The following is a 6,177-nucleotide window of genomic DNA, read 5'->3' as shown; positions in this document are numbered from 1 at the left end:
TTCAGGCTGAGGTTTAATCGTGGTTTTGCTTCGCATCGCTGAATTTATTATCAGAGTAAATTGCGTTGAGCAAAGTGACTAATGGTAGTAACAAGTAAGTTTGAATGGCTTTGTTTGACGAGGGTGTTGGATGTCATAAATGGCGGTTGTCTATTATTAAGACCTTAACTTAAATCATGGGACATCAAGCATAATCCTCTCTCTGGAGAGGATAAGTTAAAAAATAATGAGTTCACCACTTCTATAGGTAACAACCCATAGGAGTGAAAATGAATACCTATCAATCAAATGGTAATTTAACCATTCACAATGAAAGCACTTATCAAGGACTAACTGTACTAAAAGGATACGCTTTGGTTAAAGAGTATCTTGATGCTATCCATGGGGTTATGGGTAATGCAATGAGCGAGTATAGCCGCGTTGTGGTCATGAGGTTTGATTTGCATCTGCCGTTGCTGGTGAGTTGTCCTGACTTTCCGCTTGCGCACGATACGAATGTAATTACTCGATTCATGGAGTCCGTTAAAGCCCAATTGAAAGCTAGGACTGAAGCTAAGTCACGAAAAGGTATTCGTGTGAGGCCTTGTACCGTCCGGTATATTTGGGTGAAAGAACGCAACGAATCAAGCCAGCCTCACTACCACATAGCCCTCGTGCTCAATCGAGATGCTTACGGGGGCTTTGGCAGTTTTGGTGAGGTTAGCAATAATCTTGCGGGGGTTATCTATAAGGCTTGGGCCAGAGTGCTGAGTTATGAGCCTGACGACATAGTTAATCTGGTGCACTTTCCTAAGAATCCTCTTCATTTTTTAACTCGCCATTCCCCTGAGTACAGTCAACAATGTAACCAAGCATTCCAACGGCTCAGCTATTTTGCAAAGACTGAAACTAAATGGTATGGGACGAGGGCAAAAAACTTTGGTTGCAGTCGACGCTAGAATAATTGCACCAAGTGTGAGGGGGTTCTCAGCCTTGGCTTTGCAATGGTTTACGGTCAGGTTTTGCATTGACTCTCATTGGTGAGAGCGTTTTACTTTTTAGGATTGGTCCGCTTAGGGCCGCTAAAGAAAGTGAGATGACAATGGATGACCATGAAGAGCCTATTACTCTATGTGCAGAGTGCCAAGAAAATGAAGCAGTAACCCCTCAAGGTTTCTGTAAGAAATGTGATGAGGAATTTTTTAGTAATTCCGACTCTTAATTCAAGGTAGTGGAGGCTGTAAGCCTCCATTTCTTTGTTGGTGGCTTGACTGATAATGAGGATGGTTTTTCGATTATTCATTTTCGTTGATTTTTATAATGAGCCTCACGACTTGCCTCATGAGCTCTTGCTCTAGCATTGTAAACGTTTTGTCTGGATTCATTTGCTGAAGGACCTTTTGATTATCCAGTGCCAGCACCTGAATGTTTAGCTTTAGTAATTCTTGCAATAGATGTTGATACGCATCGTTGCGTTTTATGCCCTCAAACTCGAATGGTTTGAATAATATCGGGATAATTAACTTACCTGAGTGACTGATGTCTTTGCACAGCTTGTAAGTGATTGCTTCCCCGAGACCTCCCGCGCCTGAAATGACAATGATTAAGTCATGTGTGTCTATAGCGGGCATTAACCTTTCGTCACCCTCCGAGCTAAGAAGTAGTGAGTGCTTTGCACTGAGCTTATCGAGTTGTCTTGAGTCTGTGTTTACTGCAAGCATGGTGCATTTCGGTGAGGGAATGTTTTCTAAGGCTAGTGCCATCACTTTGCAGCCGATTCCACCTAAGCCCAGTATGGCGGTAGAGGTAGATGTGTGCTTATTGAGTAAGGCATGAAGCTCTGAGTGTATGGCGGGGACAGTCTTTGAGTCGGTTAATTTTTCCATTGTGATTCTACCCATATCTTATGGCACTTGGTCGTCCTTCCTCGTGCTGTGGCTACGTGTCCGAGCGTAAAGAAAGTAAGACCGAAAAGAGGTGTCCGATGAAATTTTTAAGATTATCCGAAGTACTTGATAGAACGGGGTTGAGCAAAACAACACTATATTCACTGATGCGTCAGTATCGCTTTCCGCAAAGTATCCCAATTTCAGATAGGAGTGTGGCTTGGTCAGAAGAGGATGTTGACGCTTGGTTGCAGGAGAAGATGCAAATGCGAGATGTTAATCGCACCAATCAGGCGTCATCCCTACCTAAGCCTCAAAGGTCGCAATCCTCGTATTCAGGCTATTACATGCACTAGTTGATTCATCGGAAACAAAAAAGGGAGCAAGTGCTCCCTTAGTCGTGATTTATAAACCAAGCTGTTTTGTTGCTTGGTTATACTCGTCCTCAATCTGACGTTTTGCCATGTCACGACGAGCTTCAATAGGCGCTCGGTCAGAAATAGCCTGTGCACGTGCTTCTATGTGAGTTAGAGCGTCAGCCTTCCAAGTGTCGAGTGTTTGCTGTATCTGGTGTTTGCTTAAGTTTTCTTTGACTACTGCCATGCTCAGGGCTTCCGTCGCTGATTGAGCGAGCGTATTGAACGAAAGAGTAAGTGCAGAAATAGCGATAGCTTTAATCATGTGTTTCATGTTGATTTCCTTGTAAGTATCGTGAACGAATCTGAGTCGACGAATGGTCTAGAGCTAACTTTCTGAGATGGGCTTTTCTTGGATAATATGCGTTTCAATCAGTCTTGAATGAACAGGCCATACTAGGGAGGCGGCTGCCTCCCCAACTTAAATTTCTTCATGAAGCAAAGTTAAGGTGAGGCACTACACGCTCATTTTCTGCCTTTGTGAATGAACTTAAATGGAGTTAGGTAAGTCTTTCACGAAACTAAGAGTGCAGTGTTCACTATGGCCCTGAGAGCCGAAAAGGGGTAAGTGACCCATAACTCTCAGGATGTTGAAACATGCGTAATATACAAAGAGATGCGGCAATACCTGCCGGATGGAATCAGGCGCTCTCTGACTTTTTGGAGTGAGCCTGTGTTGCAGGGTAATCCCGGGAAGTTAAACAATATTTAGCCAATTCAAAATCGATTGGGTAATCGAAGTGAAAAGTGCTGACCTTGGCCTTATTGACAGCATTTAAAGCAATGTCGTGAATCTCGTCATTTGGGGTTTGATAAACCAGATAAAACTGAGCTTCTGAGAATATCAAGCCCAGCGGTTTGATGTGCTTAAGGATTGAGTGATTTGTCAGCGTTATCGTCATCATGCGTTGATAGGTAAGCGCAAGCGCGATAGGTTCAAACTGTTTCTCTAGTCCGGTGATGGTTATTGTGTTGCTGAGTTTAACGTGAACTTTTTGCTGTTCTCCTTGTGTTGATTTGATGCCCGGATACGTTTGTTGATGGTTTGCAATTGGTTCAAACGCAGTCTCTATAGCTAAATGCATGGAGGGTGGCAAAGTAACGGATGCAAGTGCCTTGGACAGTTTGAGAATAATGGATTCTCTCGGCCCTAAAACAAACTGACTGTTCAGGTGGCGACTGTACCCATACGGCTTGCTGCGCGTATCTTTGTCGACATCCAGATAATGCACTACGACATCTAGATTGCGCTGTATCGTGCGAATGTCTCGCTCAATACCAATACTGGCAAGTTCTAGTTGTAGTTGTTGAGCGGTCACTTTTCGCCCTCGGGGTATGCGATGGTATAGCTCGAAAGCTAAAGACAACTGCTCGGTCGTGGTGGGTTTTCGCGTAGTTGTCATGAGAGAGTGATTGGGACGTTACGATTGATAGATAGTTCAAAGCGCCATCCTAATGATTGATGCGGCAATATCTGCCGGATGCAAACACCTTCTGATTTTTAGGGTGTTTGGCTACGTTGCTTTTATGTCGTCATAGGCCTCCATACCTAGATAGGACAAGAAATTACTCTCCCATAATAGGTAGAAATCTCTCACTCCGTAGCTGTTGATATCCTGCCAGCCCACGCCGGAAAAGTAGGCTTGCCCAGAGGCGATATCAAAATCCACATTTCGCTCTAGCTCTGGATATGCACTCCCGAAGTATGCAAAGTCAGTGATATATAAAATCTTCCATTTACCGTGTTGAGTTCGCTGTAGGGATATCTCCACAGGATGAAAGCCACCAGCCTCTGCATTGTATGTGCTGTCTCGAAAGTTCAGAGTTATGGGGGATGGATTGGATTTCGAGTATTGCTCAAGTTGCGTGAGTAGCGCTTGCTGTAGGCCCTTTGACAGGGGCAGTACGCAAGGTTCGAAAAGATGCTGAACTGACATGGTGTTCTCCTTCAATAGACGTTTATTCAGTTGGATGATATAGACGTGAAAACTTGTTCAATCGAATCGTTAGAATGACTTCACAGCAGTCACTACTTGGATGTCGAAGCAACCTTGCTGAAAGTGCTTGAGGAAAGCACTCAACCAAGTCTGAAATAAGGCTTTTACTTCCGGTCTATCAAGCTCACAACGCTCAATGTCGGGTTGATAGAACCATCCAAAATGAAAGTTGAAGTACAGCGATACATCGAGATTCTTCGATTCCTGTGTCGGATAGTCAAAGGTTGCAATGAATCGAATCTCCCAATCGTCTTCTATGCTTGCTCTTTCAATCTGAACCTCTACGGGCTGAATGCCTTGTTTGTCGATATAGAACTGTGAGCACTTAAAGTTAATGGCAATTCGTTTGGTGTTAGTGGGAATTGTGTAGCAAGCCAATGTTCGCGTAACCACCATTTGAATGGGTTCGACTGGCAAGAGGGCTGAATTTTGAGTCGTCATAGCCATCCCCTTGCCGCAAAAGACGTACAGCTCTCGCCAACAACGATATGGTCCAGCACTCGGATATCAATGAGCGCGAGAGCGTCTTTGAGTTTTTGTGTAATACGCTTGTCAGAGTCTGAGGGCTCAGATACACCTGATGGGTGATTGTGCCCGAGCATGACCGCAGCAGCATTGTGTCTTAAGCTCGCTTTCACCACCTCTCTTGGATGGATGATGGCGCAGTCAATGGTCCCTGTGAATAACTCCTCGTATTCAATCAATCGGTTTTGATTGTCCAGAAACAAGACAGCAAACACTTCATGCTCAAGCCTCCCTAGTTTGCACTTAAGAAAGTCCATGGCGGCTCGTGGATTGCTGAGGGTGTCGCCTCTTAGATAATTCTCCGCAATGATTTCAGCGGCCTTCTCTAGTATTTGGTGCGCGGGTATGGGGCCGGAAAAGGTATAGGTTTGATGTTCGTGCATAGCAGACTCCTTTGGTATCAGTAATGGGCTATTGCACGTAGATAATGTAGGCGTGAGATTTTTTTGAATCGAATACTCGTTTTGATTGTTTATAGAAAACGATGCTTCATCGATTAAAAATTACAGCCTGACCTCTTCTCATGAATGAACAGATATGAGGTATTCATCATGAGACTAATCAGATTAAAAGAAGTTATTGAGCTTACTGGCTTAAGCCGTTCGTGCATCTACAAGTACATTGAAGAGGGACGCTTTCCTAGAAACGTGCCTTTGGGAGGGCGTTCTGTAGGCTGGGTTGAAAGTGAAATTCACGATTGGATTCAAAGTGCTATAGCTAGCAGGGATAGTAGTATTACACAGTAACTTTAATTTGGTACGCCATTAGGTGAAAGCCAGTGGCGTACTTTATATGCCCTAGCGTTATCAAGGATCTCTACGGACAAAAAATACACGCTGCCCTCTTTCTGTGAATGAATCAAACAGGAGTACGTAGCTATGCAATTACTTAACTTAAAAGAAGTGATTTACCTGACGGGACTTAAGCGCTCAAGCATCTACAAGTTTATGGATGAGGGGCACTTTCCTAAAAGCGTGTCGATTGGCGCTCGGTCGGTGATGTGGGATGAGCGTGATTTGAACAGTTGGATTGTGGATAAAATTTCCAAAAGAGATGAAGGCTACTCAGCATGAGAGTTTAAGTAAAGAGCTAAGCGCTTAAGCTGAGGCGTTTAACTTATTCTCCGGCAGTATGTTTTGCTGCCAATCTGGCACGTACGTATTCCTTGTTGCTGCAAGAGGGCTTACACTAAGCGGCTAATGTTGTGTAAAAACCTCTTGAGCATATCAATGAACTTTAATGAAATCGAAGAGCTTCAATCGAAAGCCGCAGAGTACATTCTGCAATCTAATGAATTCGTGAATATTTTGGCGAATACCGCAAAAAAAATATCGTCACTAGCCAGAGCAGCAAAAACAGAGGCTGATGTAGTTT

Annotated in this window: 10 protein-coding genes; 4 read left to right on the top strand and 6 right to left on the bottom strand. The window is 43.9% G+C overall.

Features of this window, described 5'->3' with window-relative positions:
- Positions 1–269: 269 nt before the first annotated feature.
- On the top strand, positions 270–938 hold the full coding sequence (locus QTO00_RS12665) for an inovirus Gp2 family protein (RefSeq protein ID WP_331425130.1): 669 nt from the start codon (positions 270–272) through the stop codon (positions 936–938).
- A gap of 336 nt (positions 939–1,274) precedes the next feature.
- Here QTO00_RS12665 and QTO00_RS12660 read toward each other — a convergent pair whose 3' ends face one another.
- The gene (locus tag QTO00_RS12660) at positions 1,275–1,865 is read right to left on the bottom strand and encodes a hypothetical protein (protein WP_331425129.1); all 591 of its coding nucleotides are present in this window, start codon (positions 1,863–1,865) and stop codon (positions 1,275–1,277) included.
- Positions 1,866–1,963: 98 nt separating this feature from the next.
- Here QTO00_RS12660 and QTO00_RS12655 point away from each other — a divergent pair, with 98 nt between their 5' ends.
- Positions 1,964–2,221, top strand: a complete 258-nt coding sequence (locus tag QTO00_RS12655; protein ID WP_331425128.1) for a helix-turn-helix transcriptional regulator — start codon at positions 1,964–1,966, stop codon at positions 2,219–2,221.
- Between the two features lie 49 nt (positions 2,222–2,270).
- Here the strand turns inward: QTO00_RS12655 and QTO00_RS12650 are convergent, their stop codons facing one another.
- From QTO00_RS12650 to radC, 5 genes are all read right to left on the bottom strand, one after another.
- Positions 2,271–2,555, bottom strand: a complete 285-nt coding sequence (locus QTO00_RS12650; RefSeq protein WP_331425127.1) for a hypothetical protein — start codon at positions 2,553–2,555, stop codon at positions 2,271–2,273.
- Between the two features lie 367 nt (positions 2,556–2,922).
- Positions 2,923–3,600 carry a hypothetical protein gene (locus tag QTO00_RS12645; RefSeq protein ID WP_331425126.1) on the bottom strand — a complete coding sequence of 226 codons (678 nt, stop codon included), beginning with the start codon at positions 3,598–3,600 and terminating at the stop codon, positions 2,923–2,925.
- Positions 3,601–3,795: 195 nt separating this feature from the next.
- Entirely contained in the window at positions 3,796–4,218 is a 423-nt protein-coding gene (locus QTO00_RS12640; protein ID WP_331425125.1) for a DUF2787 domain-containing protein, read from the bottom strand.
- A gap of 69 nt (positions 4,219–4,287) precedes the next feature.
- On the bottom strand, positions 4,288–4,719 hold the full coding sequence (locus QTO00_RS12635; RefSeq protein WP_331425124.1) for a DUF2787 family protein: 432 nt from the start codon (positions 4,717–4,719) through the stop codon (positions 4,288–4,290).
- Positions 4,716–5,207 carry a RadC family protein gene (radC, locus tag QTO00_RS12630; RefSeq protein ID WP_443088926.1) on the bottom strand — a complete coding sequence of 164 codons (492 nt, stop codon included), beginning with the start codon at positions 5,205–5,207 and terminating at the stop codon, positions 4,716–4,718. The genes QTO00_RS12635 and radC overlap by 4 nt, the downstream gene beginning before the upstream one ends.
- Positions 5,208–5,330: 123 nt before the next feature.
- Between radC and QTO00_RS12625 the strand changes: the two genes are divergently transcribed.
- Both QTO00_RS12625 and QTO00_RS12620 read left to right on the top strand, forming a co-directional pair.
- Positions 5,331–5,549, top strand: coding sequence for a helix-turn-helix transcriptional regulator (locus QTO00_RS12625; protein WP_331425122.1), 219 nt, complete (start codon positions 5,331–5,333; stop codon positions 5,547–5,549).
- 132 nt (positions 5,550–5,681) lie between these two features.
- Complete coding sequence (locus QTO00_RS12620; protein WP_331425121.1) at positions 5,682–5,876, top strand: AlpA family transcriptional regulator; 195 nt, start codon at positions 5,682–5,684, stop codon at positions 5,874–5,876.
- Positions 5,877–6,177: the final 301 nt, after the last annotated feature.

The sequence above is a fragment of the Vibrio sp. M260118 genome (assembly GCF_036533755.1).
Taxonomy (GTDB): Bacteria; Pseudomonadota; Gammaproteobacteria; order Enterobacterales; family Vibrionaceae; genus Vibrio.
Note: the sequence above shows the minus strand (reverse complement) of the source record. Positions and strands in the feature narration are given on the sequence as shown.

Bases quoted from the DNA above. Each gene is read 5' to 3' on its own strand.
- QTO00_RS12640 (WP_331425125.1), bottom strand. From the start codon at position 4,218: ATGTCAGTTCAGCATCTTTTCGAACCTTGCGTACTGCCCCTGTCAAAG.
- QTO00_RS12655 (WP_331425128.1), top strand. From the start codon at position 1,964: ATGAAATTTTTAAGATTATCCGAAGTACTTGATAGAACGGGGTTGAGC.
- QTO00_RS12625 (WP_331425122.1), top strand. From the start codon at position 5,331: ATGAACAGATATGAGGTATTCATCATGAGACTAATCAGATTAAAAGAA.
- QTO00_RS12620 (WP_331425121.1), top strand. From the start codon at position 5,682: ATGCAATTACTTAACTTAAAAGAAGTGATTTACCTGACGGGACTTAAG.
- QTO00_RS12665 (WP_331425130.1), top strand. From the start codon at position 270: ATGAATACCTATCAATCAAATGGTAATTTAACCATTCACAATGAAAGC.
- QTO00_RS12635 (WP_331425124.1), bottom strand. From the start codon at position 4,719: ATGACGACTCAAAATTCAGCCCTCTTGCCAGTCGAACCCATTCAAATG.
- QTO00_RS12650 (WP_331425127.1), bottom strand. From the start codon at position 2,555: ATGAAACACATGATTAAAGCTATCGCTATTTCTGCACTTACTCTTTCG.
- QTO00_RS12660 (WP_331425129.1), bottom strand. From the start codon at position 1,865: ATGGAAAAATTAACCGACTCAAAGACTGTCCCCGCCATACACTCAGAG.